The following is a 19553-nucleotide window of genomic DNA, read 5'->3' as shown; positions in this document are numbered from 1 at the left end:
ATAATTAAGCTCCAAATTTAACGCGCGGATCAACCGCTGCTACACAAATATCAGATAAAATATTACCAAGCATCAGCATGGTGGCATTAATGGCAAATAAGCCCATGACCACAGGGTAATCACGCTCCATTATCGCTTCATAACCTAGCAACCCAATCCCATCAATATTAAAAATAACTTCTATCAGAAATGACCCTGTCATAAAAAACATTAATGAATTACCAAAGTGACTAGCGACAGGAATTAAACTATTTCGTAATGCATGTTTACGCACTGCTTTTTTAAACGGCAACCCTTTTGCAATGGCTGTTCGTACATAATCAGCGGCTAAGTTTTCCATCAAATTATTCTTCATTGTCATGGTAAGTAACGCGAAATCACCAATGAGATAACAAAATAGAGGTAACACGGCATGCCACATAATGTCTTTTATTTGCTCAAAAGCACCGAAGTCATCAAAATCATCACCGACAAAGCCTCCCATCGGAAACCACTCTAGCTGATAGCTAAATAAACTAATGAGGAAAACACCAATGACATAACCAGGTAAGGCAAATCCGACAAAAATAGCAATAGAGGAGGTAGAATCAAGGATGGAACCATGTTTTAGCGCTTTTAAATAGCCAAGAGGAATAGAGATCATATAACTAAGTAGAAAGGTCATCCCTCCATAAAAAAGAGAAACAGGTAAGCGTTCAGCAATCATGTCCCATACGGGTTCGTAATAACGAGTTGATTCCCCTAAATCAAGAACAACTAATTTAGTTAACCAGTCGTAATAGGCTTCAAATACCGGTTTATCTAAACCATAGAAAGCATTTAACTCAGCGATTTGATCTTCAGATAGGGCATTATTACCATCGGTAACACTGCTGGTTCCACCCGTTTCAGAGCTCCCTTGCATTTGCAAACTCAAAAGCATTCGCTCTACTGGGCCACCAGGCACAAACCGTGTTAAGGCAAAAATAAGTAAGGTTATTCCGATAAATGTTGGGACAACCAATAAAAGTCGCCTGAGTAGATAAGATATCATCCGTGACTATTGCTCCATATCCAATTGCAGACTCCGCTGCTAGTACTAGCCAAATTAAATTTTCAGCTTAGTCTTATTTTTTATAATAATTTTATTAACTTAGCTCAATGATTAAATAACTACAAAGGTAAGGTTAGATAATGTAATCGAGTTAACAGTTTGCAGAATAGCGAAGGGATAGGAAAGGAAAAGGCTGTTTTTCGACGAGGATGGTTACAAAAGTTCCATAAAGTAGACCCTATTGGATTAAATTATCCTGAATAGGAAATAAAGCGTGCTTTAACGCAAAAAACTACTCAAAAGGAATTGCCGTTAAGTGCGCTAAGATATCTTGTTGCTGCTGTTCGGTAAGTTGATCCCACGTATTCACAGAATCATCCTGTTGATCGTTTTGAATAGGCAGTTTTTTACTTGGTTCTAAATCTGCAACCATATTGATCTTTGTATCTAACGAATTCATATAACCACCTCATCCTTAGTACCTACGTAAAGTGTAAGTAACCTTATGTACATTTGTAATGTAAACATACGAATAATTTGACTTAATTTTGAGACCTGCATAAAAAAGCACTCATTATTTATACCATGAGTACTTTTTATATTCATTAAATTTATATGACTAAACCAGCTCACCCGCACCGTTAAGAGATAGATCACTATTTTCAACTAACATAGCCATTGCCGTTTGTTTTAAGATCTCCCAGTCAATGTCATCAACATCAATCCCATTACGCCATGAATCCTGTTGAGTCATGCTCAATTCAGTTGAATCAATATGAATGCTGTATCCTTTTGAATATTCCTCTACATTGAAATCTTTTACTGCTAATTCAATCGTCATATCATTAAGGTAAGGACTATTTAAAGCTACCTCATCAGATAAAAATAGGTCTGGAGCAACGCAACCTCTATTTAGGATGTACCATGTTCTTTTCGGGCTAGTTCCATTTTCCCATTCCGCTTTACACGCAATGCCCTTTGCCGCTAATTTAACTAATTCACTGTACGCCAACCAACGGTTATGGCAGTTATTAAGCGTAATTGTTAATGCTTTTTTTCCTACCATTTTTTCAATCGCATAATCAACAATAACGGGTAAATGACACGCAACACTGCAACCATGTAAATCCACGATTAAATCACCAGAAGTTGCAATGGTTATATCTACAGGACAATCGTCCTCTGTAGTTAGGAATCGACTGGCATTATTAAAATGCTTTACTCCGTTTAAACCAACCATTTGCAGATCGGCTACCATATTCGCAATGATATCAGCCTCACCACACGTGCGTCTCATTCCCAGAAATGCCTTATTAGTTACTGCAACTAATTCATTATGTGACACGATCATTAGCTTTCTCCTTCGACTGGCAATAATGGGAATAGCCATTCACCATCATGAACTTCATCTAACAGGGGCGCGCCTTGAAAAAAAGTCACTCTCACCCAACGGTCTGATCGTGGATCAAATTTTGTTGCGCCAAAAACCGCTAATTTACAGCGTAATAAATGCATAGGTAAAGACGACTTATGTAGTACATTCATTTGAATATCCCCCATCGCCTTATGCCCTAATGTCCAGACTCTTCGTGCGATGGCGCGGTACTTTGGATGCTCAACTAAAAATTCAGCCAATGATAACTTCTTATCACATTTCAATAACGAATGATAAAGACGATAAACTTGTCGACCTATGTCTAATGGCAGCTCTCGATCTTCTCCCTTTTCTTTCCCTCTAATCCCTAATCGAGGTTCTTCTTTATCTTGTGAGCGATACCAAAACCAATAATTATTTTCTGGTTTAGTGAAGTCCGTTTTAATTGCCCATTGATAACAATTCTCTATAGTTACCCTTAAGTCTTGCACTTTTTTTCCACTTGGAAGGGAGAGTGTTTCACTACAGTTCATCTGTTCTTCAAACCTATCAACTAATTCTGGATTCACTTCCATCAAGCAAGACAACAGGATCTCTTGGGCTTCTAAACTCATACTGTGCGATTGAGTGACTACATCTTTCCACGTTAAACTCAGACCAAATACGTTATCTAAATTGTTCGTTAATTCTTTTAATTCAGAAACGGCGATATTATTAAGGTTATCTTGAGTTTCATTAATAGTCATCACCTGCTCTAGGTGCAGTACTGCTTTTTTCAACAAGTAATTTAGAGGTTCTTTCTTATTTAACGACACCCTATTATGCAGAACTTCAGCCAATGCCATTTCTCGAGCAAACATCCATTGGTCAACAATACAAGGATGGTTAATTAAATAGGGAGCCATCCCTAACCCTGTGGCATTTCCTACCCCAAGGTAGCGTTGCAATTGGCGATCTAAATAAACGGCGTCTTCTCCGCCTTGTTCAGTTGCTAAGTAATGCACCCAATCTAAGCTGAATTGACGCAATAAATAAACGGCACACATTTGCGCACTAAACGACTGGTTAAAGTCAGCGTTATTTTCCAATAATTTAAAATCGGCAATGCCAAACTTTCCATTACCATACACCGCGGTAGTTCTAAGAATATAACCGACTTCAGCCAACTCTTTCTGGTTAGGTTGTTCTCCTTTCGCTAGGTGAGAAACGAGATGTTCAAAGACTCGTACACTTTTATTTGCTCTTGCTAACACCAAGACATTATTAGGGTTTCTTCCTGCTTCTTGTAATGGCACATTGGCTTTTAATCGACTTAATAAATCGACATTGACTTCCCCAAGAACCAAAGCAAACGTTACATCCCATTTTTCGGCGATAACACGATCATTACGTTCTTCATCTGCAATTTCGTCACAAAAAACAACCAAATGATACGTATCATTCGGTGTCACTAATTTATAAATAACATGACCAAAACCTTGTGGTGATAATTGCCATTCATGCTTAGTGACTTGCCATTCTTGCTGTGCCATTTTGCGTATTAAGCTACGAACAAAACTGATTCTATTTTGGTGCATTGCACCCAGTCTTTCCGGCGCCATTACAATTTCAGGTTTACGCAGATGAGTTTCAGCGTACGTTGAACGATGTGCATCCATGTTGCTCACCACCATTTCTAATTATAGGTGTATTGATAGGGGCTCTTTTATTAGAATTTAGTTCATTATTAGAGCCAAGTTGAGCGGCAAACACCGCTCTTGCTTCACGTTATTGGATGGGTTTACAACCCTTGTTCTTTTGCCATCTTAATGGCGATCCGTGGTGCATCCCAAAGTGAGGGCAACAAGATTAAAGAGACAGGAACAGCGGTAATGACAATGAAGGATTGCAATGCTGATATACCACCAGATCCAAGAGAGATAAGGATTAATGCCGTTACCCCCATCATCACGCCCCAAAAGGTTCTGATAATGGCATTTGGCTCTGTTTCTCCACTGATAACCACACTGATGGTGTATGTCATCGAGTCACCCGTGGTCACAATAAAGATGGTGGTTAAAATTAGAAATAGGATTGACGTTACCATTGGCATTGGCAATTGAGAGGTCACGGCCAATAAAGCCCCCGGTAAGTTAAACCCTTCAAAAGCCGAACTCACACTGCCTGGATTCGCAATTTCAAAAGCCAATCCTGAACCACCGACTATCGTGAACCAAAAGCACGTCACAAGCGGTGCAATAATACTAATGGTAGAGATCAATTGGCGAATACTGCGACCGCGTGATATGCGAGCAATAAAGATCGCCATCATTGGTCCGTACCCTAAGAACCATCCCCAGAAAAATACCGTCCACCAACTTAACCAGCCTTCATCACCACGATAGGTTGCCATAGGAATGAAATTATCAATCATGCTGCCCACCCCTTGGATGTAGCCATTGACGATAAAGTTAGTTGGACCAAAAAGAAGCACATAAATCATCAATGCTGACGCTAAAATAACGTTATAACGGCTAAGCATTTGCATACCACGATTCAAACCACTTAACGCAGAAATCGTGTATAGAGCGATAGCGAATAATATGATGATGAGCTGTGTGGTAAAACCATCTGGTATATCAAACAGAGCATTTAACGCATAGCTCACCTGTAGACCTAAGAAACCAATCGGACCAATTGTCCCTGCCGCAACCGCGACAATACAACACGCATCAATCAATGCACCTGTGTGACCAGTCAGTACGCGTTTACCAAAGAGAGGATAAAGTAAAATTCTCGGTTTAAGCGGTAACCCTTTATCATAATGAAGATGCATAACAACAATGGACGTTAAGCTCCCCACGATTGCCCATGCTAAGAACCCCCAATGCATGAAAGATTGTGATAACGCATTAACCGCCGCTTGCTGTACGTTCTCTTGCGCGCCATATAATGGTGGTGCACTAACGAAATGAGCTATCGGCTCAGCCGCGGCCCAAAATACGCCTCCACCCGCTAATAAAGTACAAAAGATGATCGCCATCCAGCGGAATCCGTCCATTTCAGGTTTATCTATTCCCCCCAAAATAACTCGACCAGTACGTCCTGCTGCCAACCCTAAACCAATTAGGAATGTCAGTAATAATAAGATTTGCCAATAAGGACCAAAGACACTCACAGCCCATGCAAATCCACTATTAACAATGGTCGATAGTAATTCAGCATTCACTAACGCAAGTGAGACAAATAAAGCGATAAAACCACCGCTATACCATAAAGCGGGGTTATCGAGCCCCAGTTTTTCTGCCGTGGATTCATTCTCTTTTATTGACGAATTCTTGCTTGAACTTTTCATGTTATCGGTTACATCAGACATACTCTGGCTCCAGTATTCAATTTGCAGCTGCAAAGGTGTGCTTGCTACCTACCCTATTATTGTTGTATTGAGTAGGCGCTCCATGTATGGGTTTCGTTTTACGAAATAGGCTCTAGTCCTTGTTTTAAAAAGTTAAACCAGTTTTCACCCAGTACTTTTCCGGCCTCAGATTCACTGAATCCATGACGCATTAATCCGTTGTAGATATTTTCCATTCCTGCACTGCCACAAAACCATGGGAGAGCATCGGGCCATCCTGAATTACTGGCGGACCCCTCTCCATAATTCATCGCTTTTGACCAACGACCATTACGCATCCATTCCAATACTTCTTGTGGTTGGTTTAAGCACAAATCACTGCCAATACCTAAGTGTTCTATTCCGACCATATCGGCAGTTGTTGCTACCATTTGGCAAAAATCATCTAGGCTACATTGACTGCCATTTGGCAAATGAAATGGATATAAACTAAAACCAAGTAGTCCACCACGTTCTGCTAATGCTTTAATTACCGTGTCTGATTTATTACGTAATGCATCATGAGCAAAAGAAGGATTGGCATGACTAATACAAATAGGGCGTGACGATAAATCAATTGCTTCAAGCGTTGAACGCTCTGCACTGTGAGACATATCGACGATCATCCCTACGCGGTTCATCTCTTCAATCACTTGCTGACCAAAACGAGTAATACCAGTATCATTTTTTTCATAACATCCCGTCGCGAGTAGACTTTGGTTGTTATAGGTCAATTGCATGATGAGCAACCCTTGTTGACGCATGACTTCAACTAAGCCAATTTCATCATCAATCGGAGAGCAGTTTTGCGCACCAAAGAAAATACCCACCTTGCCTTCCGCTTTCGCCACTTCAATATCCGCCATTGAATAGACAGGCATTATAAGATCGGCATTTTGCTCAAAGCGTAAGTTCCACTCAGCAAAACGACTCAACGTTTCTCGTGCGTTTTCGTGGTACACCATGGTGGCGTGAACCGCTGTAATGCCACTGGCTTTTAGAGTCTGAAAATACTCTCTATCCCAATTGCAGTATTGCAAACCATCGATAACAATCCGTTGTTGATACATAACACGCTCCTTATTTCATTTCGGTTTCATCTATTTACGTAGATTGTCCATCCACTTTAATAAGGACGTTGGTAAGCGGTTTTCACTACGGTATAAAATTCTTTTGCGTATTGACCTTGCTCTCGAGGGCCAAAGCTTGATTCTTTACGACCACCAAATGGAACATGATAATCCGTACCTGCGGTTGGTAAGTTGACCATGACACACCCTGTTTGAGCTTGTTGTTTAAACAACGAACTGGTACGTAAACTTTGAGTGATAATACCGCCTGTTAACCCAAAACGCGTGTCATTGGTGGTGGCGATAGCCTCTTCTAAATCAGCCACTCGGATCACACTTGCCATTGGTGCAAACACTTCTTCTTGGTTCACTTCCCATTTATTATCGGTATTAATAAACAGCGTTGGCGACATGTAATAGCCTTCATGCTCAAGATTTAAACGCTCACCACCAAACGCCAATTCTGCGCCACTTTGACGTGCGTTTTCCATCCAACCAAAGTTCGCATCCAATTGATTACCATCAACTACCGGTCCCATGAATACGCCCTCTTCCAATGCATGCCCCACTTTAAGTTGGCTCATTCGTTTGATTAACGCTTCAACGTACGCATCATGAATGCCATCCATAACAACCAAACGAGATGACGCGGTACATTTCTGACCCGCCCCTGAAAACGATCCGGCAATGGTGGCTTCAACCGCAATGTTAATATCGGCATCATCTGCAATAACGAGTGCATTTTTACTGCCCATTTCTAACTGACAACGCACAAAGTTTGGAGCGGTTGCTGTTGCTACTTTACGACCAGTATCAACAGAGCCCGTAAAGCTCACACCGTTTATCTCTTTTGAGTTAATCAGTGCGTTACCTACTTGAGAACCATTGCCTAACACCAGATTGAACGTCCCTTCTGGTAAACCTTGGCGGTGAATAATTTCAGTTAATGCCACGGCACTTGCAGGTGTTAGATTTGCAGGCTTCCAAATGACGCTATTACCAAATGCCAATGCTGGTGCAATTTTCCAAGCAGCGGTTGCGGTTGGGAAATTCCAAGGCGAAATAACCGCAATCACCCCAACAGCTTCACGCGTCACTTCAACAGAAACACCCGGTCTTACAGAATCGGCACTGTCTCCGATTTGACGTAACACTTCAGCAGCAAAATATTGGAAGAACTGACCCGCACGATAAATCTCACCACGACCTTCCATAAAAGGCTTACCTTCTTCACTAGAAAGTAAACGGCCTAATTCATCACAACGTGCAATTAACTCATCACCAATCGCTTGTAATACGGCTTGCTTACGCTCTAGTGGTGTTTTCTCCCACTCCGGCTGTGCTTTTCTAGCCGCAGAAATCGCATCTTGAACTTGGCTTTCACTGGCTTGAGCAAAATGACCTAAATGTTGGCTAATATCTGATGGGTTAATGTTCGCAATCGTACTGATGCCTGATTGCCATTCTCCGCCGATGTATAGTGATTTTTCTGCTTGAATATTTTGTGCTTGAACTGTCATGCTACTTTCCTTGTCTCTGAGATCCACTGCCTTTAAGTCTGGCAATAAATGATGTTTATACAAATTTAATCAAAACTACTTTCCCGCTATTTTGGTTCAACCGCTGCATACACAACAAACTCAACCAACATTTCTTCACGGGCTAACCCTGCCACAATCATTGCAGCACGGTTTGGATAAGGGGCATTAAAGTACTCTGCATACACTTTATTTACGGTTGCTAAGTACTCTCTGTCAGTGACATAAATCAATACTTGCAGAACAGAATCTAATGACTCTCCCGCACACTCTAATGTATGAACTAAATTATCTAGAGTTTGACGAGCTTGCGCTTCAATGCCCCCTTCAACAACGACTCCTGATTGATCAATAGGTATCTGAGCCGTATATAAAGTGCCGTTATTTACCATTGCCCACTCAAGAGGTGCTTTTGACGCAAATAGCTCGGTTTTTACTGCATGTTTTTTCATTTTAGTCGTCACTCTCTCACTCGCCATGTAATAACAATGTTTCAATATAGTTAAATAATGCACATTGACAGATGATAAATCTAACGGTAAATTTTTTACATTCGATAAGAAAAACTAATCACTTTAGTAAGAATTCGATAAATAAAGGGCTGGCAAGGGGGAGGATAAATGAGTATCAAACTACAGCAATTGAAACACTTTACTTTAGTCGTAGAAGAAGGAGGCTTTCGCGCTGCATCAAATCGTGCAAATCGTTCTCAAGCGGCATTATCAACCTCAATTAAAGAGCTTGAACGTATTTTAGAACAACCTTTATTTGAAGCCGGTAATAAATCTAAATTAACCCCTTTTGGAGATCTGTGCTTTCCTAAAATAAAACAGTTCTTAGGCGTTTATGAACAACTAACCAACGATTTACGTGCCGATGCGGCAGGCCAACAAGGACGAGTCCGTATAGCAAGCGTTCCTTCTGTTGCTGCAAAATTAATCCCGAGTGTACTGGGGGCGTTTAGTGAGAAGTACCCAAATGTGGAAGTCAGTTTAATTGATGATAATGCCGCCGCTGTTGAAGCAAGGTTATTATCTGGCGAAGTCGATTTAGCGCTAGGGAATTACTCACAATTAGAAGAGGAAGCAATTCACTTTACTCCGCTTATCGCCGATCCAATTGGTGTGGTGTGCTTAAAAGATCATCCGATTGCCAATAACCTCGACGGTGTTGCATGGCAGGCATTACTCTCATACCCTTTTATTAAGAACGGGACTTGCTCTTTACTTAATTCCACTCCTGCTCACGTACTCAGTGAACAGGCCCTCTACTCTGTAGAGAATATCACCTCATTGTTTTCAATATTAGAACTCGGTATTGGAATTACGACCTTACCTAAATTAGCCTTCCCAACCAATGAAACCCGTTTAGTCTGGATCCCTTTAATTGATCCCCCACTAGAGCGACAAATTGGAATATTTCAGTTAGCAGGCAGAACCATCTCACCACAAGCTCAGCAATTCTATGAACTGTGCGTTGAGTACTTAAATTATCAAGAAGTATAATCAATAAAAAAGCCCACAAACTAAAAGTCTGTGGGCTTTCTAAAATTAACTCGTGTGCTTTATTTAATTAAGCAAACAAAAACTTAGGCACATCAGCAATGCTATCAAGTACCGTCGTCGCTAACGCTTCACCTTCTTCTGTTACTGGCTTACCAGTACGAACAAGAATACGAGTACCAACACCCGCCGCTTGTGCAGCCATCATGTCTTCTTTCTTATCACCAATCATCACAGAGTTTTCCATGTCGATGTCTAAGAACGTTTGAGCAGACATAAACATACCTGGATTTGGTTTACGGCAATCACATTCTTCCTTGTATCTTTCAACCGTTGCTTCTGGGTGATGCGGGCAATAATAGATACCATCAAAGTCGATATCGTTTTCAGCAAAGTTCCAATCCATCCACTCTGTCAGTGTTTCAAATTGCTCTTCTGTAAACATGCCACGAGCAATGCCTGATTGGTTTGTTACCAATACAAGTAGGTAACCCATGTCTTTGCATTTTTTAACCGCATTAAATACACCATCAATGTATTCAAAGTCATCACGTTTATGAACATAGCCACGATCAACGTTAATCACGCCGTCTCTATCAAGGAATACTGCTGGTTTAGACAAGGTGAAACCCTCTATATAATCAAATCGGTTAATAAAAAATTATCTCACGCTTTTTGCTTCTTAGCATCTTATTTATACGTTTAGCCGTCTAGACGTAAAAATATCTATTGACTTAAATCAATATCCGAAATAGCATCAGTAGGGTATAAAAATGAGAGATCGCTCAGATTTTTTAACCTTTGCTCTCTTTCTATTTACATTAGCTCCCTATTTTACAAAAAATGCAGTTCAAGGCGAATCATGATTGAAATAAACCGCGTTAATAAGGTGTTTTATCAAGGCGCAAAGGAAATTAATGCCCTTAAAGATATTAACCTACATATTGCCCAAGGCACCATTTTTGGTGTAATAGGCTCATCAGGTGCAGGGAAAAGTACACTGATACGCTGTGTAAACATGCTAGAGAAGCCAACTAATGGTGAAGTTATTGTTGATGGTGTTGATTTAACTAAGCTGTCTTCAAGCGAATTGAGTAAAGCTCGTCGTAATATTGGGATGATCTTCCAACACTTTAATCTTTTAGCTTCACGAACTGTATTTGATAACGTGGCTCTTCCCCTAGAGTTGGCGGGTAAATCAAAACAAGACATTAACAAGAAAGTGACTGAGCTATTAGAGCTAGTCGGCTTGACTGATAAGCATCACACCTACCCTGCTAATTTAAGTGGTGGGCAAAAACAACGTGTAGCTATTGCTCGTGCACTTTCAACGGATCCAAAAGTACTGCTATGTGATGAAGCAACCAGTGCGCTTGATCCTGCGACAACAAAATCGATTTTAGAGCTGATTAAAGATCTAAACCGTAAATTAAACATCACGATTTTAATCATCACACATGAAATGGAGGTTGTAAAAAGCATCTGTCATCAAGTGGCGATTATCGGTGGCGGTGAATTGGTTGAAAAAGGCATTGTGAGCGATATTTTTGCTCATCCGAAAACCAAACTGGCTCAAGAGTTTATTCGTGCAACATTAGATTTATCGATTCCTGATGATTTCAAATCTCGTCTTCAAGAAACCTATGTAGAAGGCAGTTACCCTCTTATTCGTTTGGAATTTACAGGTGCGAGTGTTGATGCTCCAGTGATTAGTCAAATATCTCGCGAATTTGATATTGATATCAGTATATTAAACGCAGATATTGATTATGCAGGCGGCGTTAAATTCGGCCTTATGCTAGCGGAATTTTTCGGTAACCCTGAATCAACAGAGCAAGCAATTGCATTCTTACGTAATCATCATGTAAAAGTAGAGGTGTTAGGTTATGTCATTTGATGTGATTTCGGCATGGCTTGATTTAAATAGCAAGCTACTATTAAACGCAACCGGCGAAACGCTTTATATGGTTACTGTTGCAGGTATTGTGGGCTTTGCTATTGGGATCCCTCTTGGTGTTATTTTGCATATCACCAAAAAAGGCGGCTTAATGGAAAATACCACATTCAATAGTGCACTTGGCGCGGTTGTTAACGTGGGCCGTTCTGTTCCTTTCTTAGTATTAATGGTTGCCATTATTCCAGTAACAAAATTGATTGTTGGTAGCTTTATTGGTACGACAGCAGCAATTGTTCCACTGACTATTGGTGCTATCCCATTTGTGGCTCGTCTGATTGAAGGCGCATTAATTGAAGTACCAAGTGGCTTAGTTGAAGCAGCACAATCTATGGGCGCAACACCGCTACAAATTATTACTAAAGTATTGCTTCCTGAAGCACTACCAACAATCTTAAATGCAGTGACTATCACTCTAGTAACGCTAGTTAGCTACTCTGCAATGGCAGGTACGGTTGGCGGTGGTGGTTTAGGTGATGTTGCTATTCGATATGGTTTCCACCGTTATGATTTAACCATCATGGCAGTGACTGTTGTAATGCTGATTGTTTTGGTGCAAATCATTCAATCTGTAGGTGATGCTTTAGTTAAAAAAGTTGATCATCGTTAATCTAATTTTTATATATGGAATTCATTTTTAAGGAGTAAATAATGAAATTTAACATTAAAACACTGGCCGCGGTTGCTGGTCTAGCATCAACACTAATTCTAACTGGTTGTGGCCAAGAAGAAACAAACACAAACCTAATTAAAGTAGGTGTTATGGCGGGTGCTGAAGCTCAAGTTGCAGAAGTAGCAGCTAAAGTTGCAAAAGAACAATACGGTCTTGATGTTGAGCTAGTCACATTTACCGATTACGTAACACCAAACGCGGCGTTGGATGATGGTTCTATCGACTTAAATGCATTCCAACACAAGCCATACCTTGATCAACAAGTGGCTGACCGTGGTTACAAAATTGAAGTTGCTGGTAATTCATTTGTTTACCCAATTGCAGGTTACTCTAAGCAAGTAACGTCGGTTGACCAAATTGAAGATGGTGCGCGTATTGCTGTACCAAACGATCCAACTAACCTTGGTCGCTCTCTTCTTCTGCTTCAAGAACAAGGCCTAATCACATTACGTGATGGTTCTGGTCTTGCTGCAACGGTTCGTGATATTACCGCTAACCCTAAAAACATCACAATTGTTGAGTTAGATGCTGCGCAACTTCCTCGTTCTCTTGATGATGTTGCTCTATCTGTAATCAACACAACTTACGCAAGTAGTCTGAACCTTACACCAGAGAAAGATGGCATCTTTGTTGAAGATAAAGAATCTCCATACGTAAACTTAATTGTTGGCCGTACTGATAACGTAAATACTGATAACGTAAAAACGTTTGTTAAAGCGTACCAATCAGACGAAGTTTACCAAGCTGCTCTAAAAACATTTAAAGGCGGCGTAGTTAAAGGTTGGTAATTCCTCTTTTAACTTAATCAAACCTAAAAAGGTTGGCAGTGATGCCAACCTTTTTTATATCTTACTTTTTCTTTTTCCCTTGAACCGCTTTAAATCGAGGATTAGTTTTACAAATAACAAAAACTCGCCCTTTTCGCTTTACGATTTGACAATCTTTATGTCTAGATTTAGCACTTTTCAATGAGCTTAATACTTTCATTATACTTTCCCTTTTAATGCACCAAATCGACGATTGAAGTTTGCAACTCGACCTTCAGTGGATACCACTCTTTGCTCACCGGTATAAAATGGGTGTGATTCAGAAGAGATATCTAATGTCATATAAGGGTATTCCTTACCATCTTCCCATGTCATTTTTCTATCTGTCTGCAATGTAGATCCAATAAGGAAGTATTTATTCACACTCGTATCGTGGAAAATAACCTTTCTGTATTCTGGGTGAATACCTTCTTTCATCTTTTTCTCTCTCTAATAAATTGCCATCAATTGTTATGTTATAACATAACAATTAGTTATGTTATAACATAACAATTAGTAATTGCGAACTATTATCATATAAAGTAAAAAAGTGCCTTTTCATTACTTATGATAAAATTCAGTCATATTCACCGTTGAGCTTACATAAATGACTTATCACATCGATCCTGTTGGTTTTATCCAATCACCTTACAAAGAAAAGTTTGCGGTTCCTCGTCAACCTCGCTTAGCGCCTAGTGCCACATCTCGCCTAAAATTGGTGGGGGATGCTAACTCACCTGAATCCGTGCGTGCTATTGAGCAGTTCTCTCATTTATGGCTTCTTTTCTTATTTGACCAAAATCTCGATGCGGGATGGAGACCAACGGTTCGTCCACCACGGTTAGGCGGAAACGAACGTATTGGGGTATTTGCTTCACGAGCGACCTTTCGCCCTAATGGTATTGGCATGTCGGCGGTCGAATTAAAAGGTGTAGTTCAAGAAGGTAATCAAACGTATTTAGAGTTAGGCAGTGTTGATTTAGTGGATAACACGCCGATTATCGACATCAAACCTTACATCCCTTATTCCGATTCTATCCCTGATGCTTTAGGTGGTTTTGCAGAAAAGGAACCCGATGTTCTTGATGTGTATTTATCAATAGAGGCACAAAAATCACTTAGTTCACACCCACAAAAAACACATATTGAAGCGGTGATAAAAGAAGTGCTTGGGCAAGATCCTCGTCCTGCTTACAAAAAAGGAAAGGCAGATACCAAGGAATACGCGGTAAATCTGTTTGATTTGAACGTAAAATTCATTGTTGATAGCAATTCCATTACGGTAACTGCAATTGATCGCTTTTGAGATCGCTTTTAGGCTGATATCATAGAGGGCTTAATTTTAGATTTGAATCCATTCTGATTAAAGAATTGGCACAGGCTAAAATTGACCTCTCGATTTAACTGTTTAAATCGAGGTATTCCAATATTCATAACTAACAAATGGATGAAAACATGCGCACTAGCAAATACCTTCTTTCAACACTGAAGGAGACTCCAAACGACGCAGAAGTAGTGAGCCACCAGCTCATGCTACGTGCAGGTATGATCCGCCGTCTAGCTTCAGGTTTATATACTTGGCTACCGACAGGTCTACGTGTATTGCGTAAAGTCGAAAATATCGTTCGTCAAGAGATCGACAATGCAGGTGCAATCGAAACGTTGATGCCCGTAGTTCAACCATTTGAGCTTTGGGAAGAAACAGGCCGTTCTGAAAAGATGGGTCCTGAACTTCTTCGCTTTACTGACCGTCATGCTCGTCCGTTTGTTCTTAGCCCAACAGCTGAAGAGGTTATCACTAGCCTTGTTCGTAACGAAGTTAACTCTTACAAACAACTTCCGCTAAACCTATACCAAATCCAGACTAAATTCCGTGATGAACGTCGCCCACGCTTTGGCGTAATGCGTGCACGTGAATTCTGCATGATGGATGCGTACAGCTTTGACATCGATAAAGAAGGCCTACAAAAGTCTTACGATGCAATGCACGATGCTTACTGTAAAGCATTCGACCGTATGGGTCTTGAGTACCGTCCAGTATTGGCTGACTCAGGCGCAATCGGCGGCAGTGGTTCTCAAGAGTTCCACGTACTTGCAGAAAGCGGCGAAGATTTGATCGCATTCTCAACAGGATCTGATTACGCAGCTAACATCGAAAAAGCAGAAGCTCTAGCACCAACAACTGAACGTGCAGCTCCTACTCAAGAGATGACAACGGTTGATACACCAAACGCAAAAACAATTGCAGAATTGGTTGAGCAACACGGTATCGCAATTGAAAAAACAGTGAAAACACTGTTTGTTAAAGCATCTGATGAAGTTGATGCTGATATCATTGCACTTATCATCCGTGGTGATCACGAGCTTAACGAAGTTAAAGCTGAAAACCTTTCACAAGTTTTATCTCCACTAGAGATGGCTGACGAAGCACAACTTCGTGACCTAATCGGCGCTGGTGCTGGTTCTCTTGGTCCTGTTGGCCTAGAACTCCCATTCATCGTTGACCGCTCTGTTGCTGTAATGAGTGACTTTGGTACAGGCGCAAACATCGACGGTAAGCACTTCTTTGGTGTGAACTGGGATCGTGATGTACAGCTTGGTCAAGTTGAAGATCTACGTAACGTTGTTGAAGGCGATCTAAGCCCATGTGGTCAAGGTACTCTACAACTGAAACGCGGTATCGAAGTTGGTCACATCTTCCAATTAGGCACAGCCTACTCAGAAGCAATGAACTGTGGCGTACTTGATGCTAACGGTAAAAACTCTATCCTTGAGATGGGTTGTTACGGTATCGGTGTTTCACGTGTTGTTGCATCAGCTATCGAGCAAAACAATGACGAATACGGCATTGTATGGCCAGAAGCGCTTGCACCATTTACGGTTGCTATCGTTCCAATGAACATGTACAAATCTGATCGCGTTAAAGAAGCGGCAGAAAAACTGTATGCAGAATTAACAGCGATGGGCATCGACGTTCTATTTGATGATCGTAAAGAGCGCCCAGGTGTTATGTTCAAAGACATCGAGCTTATCGGTATTCCACATACCGTTGTTATTGGCGACCGTAGCATGGACGAAGGTAACTTTGAATATAAGAACCGTCGTGCAAACAGCAAGGAAGTAATCGAAATTGCAAACATCGTTGAGCACATTAAAGCACAACTAAGCTAATTTCAGCTTCCATGAATAAACACAAAGCCAAGTCCTCTGACTTGGCTTTTTTATACCCGTAATAATATGATTTTTTGACTTATTTATTACTTGCTTACTTCTCACCTACTGATAGAATCCACGCCAATAAAATCAATGTCTTTATTACCGTTACTCTACGGCTTTGTGATTTTATCTACCTTAACGTTTTATACATTTTTTAGCTCTATCTTGATGCTATCTACTTATTTACCTATTTGTAGAACCATCAAATTCGATCTAATTTTACTTACCAGATAAGTCTATACATTTTAGCTTCAGTTATTTATGGCCCCATTATTGAGGTGCTTACTGCTGCATAAAACATAATAGCCCCGTAACTACTTCTGTGTAATGCCATTAGATCATGACTTAATTTCTAATGCAGATCGTAAATGCGTTCTTTCATTTACCAGTGCTCACTTTCTTTATATTGGAAAATGTTGTGAATTCATTATTTACATTAATAAAAAAATTTGAAATGCCCTTAATACCTGTTCGTTTTGTAATTATTACCTTACTAATCTTTATGACTTCTTTTGTCCCACAAGCATCTGCACATCAAAACAAACGACCTGACACTCTCAAGGTTGCATTGGGAAGTGAGCCAATGACAGGATTTGACCCTATTTTAGGTTGGGGAAAATACGGAAGTCCACTATTTCAATCGACGTTATTAAAAAGAGATAAAAGCTTAAATTTTATTGGCGATTTAGCGACAAAATGGCGCTTAACAAATAACAAGCTAACTTGGATTATCACCCTAAGACAAGATGTCCAATTTAGTGATGGTAAACCACTAACGGCAGATGATGTCGCCTTTACTTACAATCAAATTTTAGCCCAAAGTAGCACCCATGATCTAAGTGCATTAAAAATGGCTGAACCTTTAACGCCTTACTCTGTGGCTTTTCATTTAACCCATAGTGATATCACTTTCTTAGATCGTTTATCTTCTATTGGTATCGTTCCAAAACATCGATATAAACCACAGGATAACCATGGTATTCGTTATGGTGAACAGCCTATTGGTTCTGGTCCTTACGTCTTAACTAAGTGGAAAAAAAACCAATACGTAAGCATGAGCTTAAATCCACTTTATTATGATAAAGCCCCTAAATTTCGTAATATCATCGCCGTTTTTGGCAGTGAAGAATCGCGGTTTATTCAATTAAAAACACAACAACTTCATTTAAGTGTCGTTCCACAACGTTACGCTAGTCAAAAAATTGAAGGTTATAAATTATGGTCAGTACCCACTTTAGATAATCGCGGTATTGTTTGGCCAATGACTTATCAACAAGGCATTAATACGACCTATGTCACCTCAGATCCGGTGATTCGTGAAGTATTTGATTACTTAATTGATAAACAGTTAATTGTAGATAAGTTACTTGATGGCTATGCAACTCCTGCCTACTCTATCGCTGACAATATGCCTTGGGGATTAGAAACGACAGGCATTACGCCATTAAAAACCAATCTAATTCATGCGAATAGATTATTAAAAAACGCAGGATGGGCAGACAGTGATAATAACGGGATCATAGATAAACAAAATCATGAAGCCTCGTTTACTCTACTCTATAAAGCAGGTGACAGTGTTAGAGAACAACTTGCACTTACTATTAGTGCAATGGCGGCACAAGTCGGTATTAATGTCGATGTCAAAGGCCTTGAGTGGAATGCGATTGCTTTGCAGATGACAACAACTCCAGTACTTATGGGATTTGGTAGTCACTCTGCAAGTGAAGTAAGTTACGTTTATCATTCACGTTACGCCCACACTGATTTTTATAATTCTGGTGGTTATAAAAACAAGACCGTCGATATTGCAATTGATAATGCGCTTAAAGCCGCATCTTGGAAAGACTCCATACCTTTTTGGCAACAAGCACAAAAACAAATACAACAAGATCGTCCATGGACATGGTTAGTCAACATCCAACATCTGTATATGGCGAAAAACTGTTTAGATTTAGGAAAACCAATTACAGAGCCTCATGATCATGGCTGGCCATTAACCGCAAACATTGAAGAGTGGCGTTGGAAGTGTCGATAAATACCCATCACTCCAATACCTTATTCATAAGTTTAACTCGACTTGTACTTCAGTTGTGCTTAGCGCTCATCATGATAACGCTGCTATTGACGTTATCTCCTATTGACCCAATAAGTGCGTATTTTGATGGTAATGCATTAGCAGTATTTGGTGAGAGAAAAACACAACTTATCGAGCAATTAGGATTAAACCAAACCGCATTAGATCGCATGATAGGTTTTGTTCATTCTCTATTTTCCGGCAACCTTGGTTACTCTTATCATTATCAAGAGCCCGTTAGTGACATCATTTGGCAACGCAGTCGATATTCAATAATACTGATGATGAGTGCAAGTGCCTTCTCTCTTATTTTTGGTTATACCTTAGGTTTGATTCTTGGCTTATTTCCAAATAAAAAGTGGAGCAAAATATTCTCTCATATTACCTTAATGATGAATGCAATTCCTAACTTTTGGGTTGGGTTATTACTCATCACTATTTTTTCTATCAAATTAGTCTGGTTTCCTATTGGTGGTATCGCCCCTTTAGGTGTTGCTCCAGAAAACTTATCTATTTATGAAAAAATACCTTACTTTACACTGCCTTTAATTACATTATGCTTCAGTTTAATGGCCCCTATTATCTTACATACTAAAGAGAAAGTAATTGCAGTCTGCCATAGCCAACATGTTCAATATGCACGCCTTCATGGCCAATCAACATTCTCTATTGTACGGTATCATTTATTAAGAAATACCATGATCCCAGCACTCGTAATTCAATTGGCAGGGTTCTCTGAATTACTCAGTGGATCTGTGATTATCGAAACTGTTTTTAATTTCCCTGGTATCGGACAAACACTCGTTAAAGCAGGGTTAAGTGGAGATACTCCACTACTTCTTGGGATCACATTTTGTTGTGCTATTTTCGTATTTGTTGGTAATGCTTTAGCGTCATTACTCAGCAAACGCCTCTCCTTATCGACTTCATTTTAATCTT

19 protein-coding genes are annotated in these 19553 nt (G+C 40.1%); 8 read left to right on the top strand and 11 right to left on the bottom strand.

Annotation, left to right across the window (positions count from 1 at the left end):
- Positions 1 to 4: 4 nt before the first annotated feature.
- From A6E06_RS10830 to A6E06_RS10800, 8 genes are all read right to left on the bottom strand, one after another.
- Entirely contained in the window at positions 5 to 1033 is a 1029-nt protein-coding gene (locus A6E06_RS10830) for an ABC transporter permease subunit (RefSeq protein ID WP_065592093.1), read from the bottom strand.
- Positions 1034 to 1325: 292 nt separating this feature from the next.
- Positions 1326 to 1493: a hypothetical protein gene (locus A6E06_RS19975; protein WP_176703473.1), complete on the bottom strand. Its 168-nt coding sequence runs from the start codon at positions 1491 to 1493 to the stop codon at positions 1326 to 1328.
- Between the two features lie 159 nt (positions 1494 to 1652).
- A complete protein-coding gene (locus tag A6E06_RS10825) occupies positions 1653 to 2384 on the bottom strand; it encodes a DUF3726 domain-containing protein (protein ID WP_065592092.1) in 732 nt (243 codons plus the stop codon).
- Positions 2384 to 4066: a hypothetical protein gene (locus tag A6E06_RS10820; protein ID WP_255312078.1), complete on the bottom strand. Its 1683-nt coding sequence runs from the start codon at positions 4064 to 4066 to the stop codon at positions 2384 to 2386. The genes A6E06_RS10825 and A6E06_RS10820 overlap by 1 nt, the downstream gene beginning before the upstream one ends.
- Before the next feature lie 122 nt (positions 4067 to 4188).
- Positions 4189 to 5763: a BCCT family transporter gene (locus A6E06_RS10815; protein WP_065592090.1), complete on the bottom strand. Its 1575-nt coding sequence runs from the start codon at positions 5761 to 5763 to the stop codon at positions 4189 to 4191.
- A 98-nt stretch (positions 5764 to 5861) separates the two neighbouring features.
- Positions 5862 to 6851 (bottom strand): membrane dipeptidase, encoded by a 990-nt coding sequence (locus tag A6E06_RS10810; protein ID WP_065592089.1) that lies wholly within the window; start codon positions 6849 to 6851, stop codon positions 5862 to 5864.
- A 56-nt stretch (positions 6852 to 6907) separates the two neighbouring features.
- A complete protein-coding gene (locus A6E06_RS10805) occupies positions 6908 to 8371 on the bottom strand; it encodes an aldehyde dehydrogenase family protein (protein WP_065592088.1) in 1464 nt (487 codons plus the stop codon).
- Between the two features lie 86 nt (positions 8372 to 8457).
- Positions 8458 to 8853 (bottom strand): RidA family protein, encoded by a 396-nt coding sequence (locus tag A6E06_RS10800; protein WP_218059898.1) that lies wholly within the window; start codon positions 8851 to 8853, stop codon positions 8458 to 8460.
- A 156-nt stretch (positions 8854 to 9009) separates the two neighbouring features.
- Here A6E06_RS10800 and A6E06_RS10795 point away from each other — a divergent pair, with 156 nt between their 5' ends.
- On the top strand, positions 9010 to 9894 hold the full coding sequence (locus A6E06_RS10795; protein WP_065592086.1) for a LysR family transcriptional regulator: 885 nt from the start codon (positions 9010 to 9012) through the stop codon (positions 9892 to 9894).
- A gap of 67 nt (positions 9895 to 9961) precedes the next feature.
- Here the strand turns inward: A6E06_RS10795 and gmhB are convergent, their stop codons facing one another.
- Complete coding sequence (gmhB, locus tag A6E06_RS10790) at positions 9962 to 10513, bottom strand: D-glycero-beta-D-manno-heptose 1,7-bisphosphate 7-phosphatase (protein WP_065592085.1); 552 nt, start codon at positions 10511 to 10513, stop codon at positions 9962 to 9964.
- A gap of 240 nt (positions 10514 to 10753) precedes the next feature.
- Between gmhB and metN the strand changes: the two genes are divergently transcribed.
- From metN to A6E06_RS10775, 3 genes are read left to right on the top strand one after another with little or no spacing between them, the layout of a single operon-like run.
- Positions 10754 to 11788 (top strand): methionine ABC transporter ATP-binding protein MetN, encoded by a 1035-nt coding sequence (gene metN, locus A6E06_RS10785; protein WP_065592084.1) that lies wholly within the window; start codon positions 10754 to 10756, stop codon positions 11786 to 11788.
- Positions 11778 to 12455 carry a methionine ABC transporter permease gene (locus A6E06_RS10780; RefSeq protein ID WP_065592083.1) on the top strand — a complete coding sequence of 226 codons (678 nt, stop codon included), beginning with the start codon at positions 11778 to 11780 and terminating at the stop codon, positions 12453 to 12455. Before metN ends, A6E06_RS10780 begins: the two co-directional genes overlap by 11 nt.
- 41 nt (positions 12456 to 12496) lie before the next feature.
- Complete coding sequence (locus A6E06_RS10775) at positions 12497 to 13306, top strand: MetQ/NlpA family lipoprotein (protein ID WP_065592082.1); 810 nt, start codon at positions 12497 to 12499, stop codon at positions 13304 to 13306.
- A 61-nt stretch (positions 13307 to 13367) separates the two neighbouring features.
- Here the strand turns inward: A6E06_RS10775 and ykgO are convergent, their stop codons facing one another.
- Complete coding sequence (ykgO, locus tag A6E06_RS10770; protein WP_012549672.1) at positions 13368 to 13505, bottom strand: type B 50S ribosomal protein L36; 138 nt, start codon at positions 13503 to 13505, stop codon at positions 13368 to 13370.
- Positions 13505 to 13762, bottom strand: coding sequence for a type B 50S ribosomal protein L31 (locus tag A6E06_RS10765; RefSeq protein WP_061005174.1), 258 nt, complete (start codon positions 13760 to 13762; stop codon positions 13505 to 13507). Before A6E06_RS10765 ends, ykgO begins: the two co-directional genes overlap by 1 nt.
- A gap of 169 nt (positions 13763 to 13931) precedes the next feature.
- On the opposite strand from A6E06_RS10765, the gene tsaA reads away from it, so the two are divergent.
- The 4 genes from tsaA (at position 13932) to A6E06_RS10745 (ending at position 19549) form a co-directional block, all read left to right on the top strand.
- Entirely contained in the window at positions 13932 to 14630 is a 699-nt protein-coding gene (gene tsaA, locus A6E06_RS10760; protein ID WP_065592081.1) for a tRNA (N6-threonylcarbamoyladenosine(37)-N6)-methyltransferase TrmO, read from the top strand.
- 149 nt (positions 14631 to 14779) lie between these two features.
- Positions 14780 to 16495 carry a proline--tRNA ligase gene (locus tag A6E06_RS10755; RefSeq protein ID WP_065592080.1) on the top strand — a complete coding sequence of 572 codons (1716 nt, stop codon included), beginning with the start codon at positions 14780 to 14782 and terminating at the stop codon, positions 16493 to 16495.
- 463 nt (positions 16496 to 16958) lie between these two features.
- Positions 16959 to 18575: an ABC transporter substrate-binding protein gene (locus tag A6E06_RS10750; RefSeq protein WP_255312077.1), complete on the top strand. Its 1617-nt coding sequence runs from the start codon at positions 16959 to 16961 to the stop codon at positions 18573 to 18575.
- A 71-nt stretch (positions 18576 to 18646) separates the two neighbouring features.
- Complete coding sequence (locus tag A6E06_RS10745) at positions 18647 to 19549, top strand: ABC transporter permease (protein WP_255312076.1); 903 nt, start codon at positions 18647 to 18649, stop codon at positions 19547 to 19549.
- The last annotated feature ends 4 nt before the right edge of the window (positions 19550 to 19553 follow it).

The organism is Aliivibrio sp. 1S175 (assembly GCF_001690985.1).
GTDB lineage: Bacteria > Pseudomonadota > Gammaproteobacteria > Enterobacterales > Vibrionaceae > Aliivibrio.
Note: the sequence above shows the minus strand (reverse complement) of the source record. Positions and strands in the feature narration are given on the sequence as shown.